Origin of the sequence: Streptomyces tricolor (assembly GCF_002155905.1) — a bacterium.
In the GTDB taxonomy this organism is placed as follows: domain Bacteria; phylum Actinomycetota; class Actinomycetes; order Streptomycetales; family Streptomycetaceae; genus Streptomyces; species Streptomyces tricolor.
Genome location: NZ_MUMF01000912.1, coordinates 1 through 254 on the forward strand (window position 1 = coordinate 1; position 254 = coordinate 254).

1 pseudogene is annotated in these 254 nt (G+C 75.6%); it reads left to right on the forward strand.

The annotated features are described in order from the left end of the window. Nucleotides 1-254, forward strand: a pseudogene (locus tag CCN44_RS47105) (murein biosynthesis integral membrane protein MurJ); the annotation flags it as partial.

The window sequence follows — 254 nt, forward strand, 5'->3', positions numbered from 1 at the left end:
CAGTCGCCCTACGCCCCCGACCCGAACGTGTGGGCGCAGCCCCCGGCACCGGAGCCGGGGGGCGCCACCCAGTACCTGCCGTACGGCGAGGACCCGCGCACCACCCAGTTCGTCGGCGTGGACGACCTGGTGACGCACTCCGGCGAGGAGTACCACGAGCCGGACGCCTTCGCGCATCTCTTCAAGGACCAGCAGCACAGCGGCGGGCACGCGCCCATGGACCCCCCGGCCGTCCCCGGACCGGCCGCCGCGCC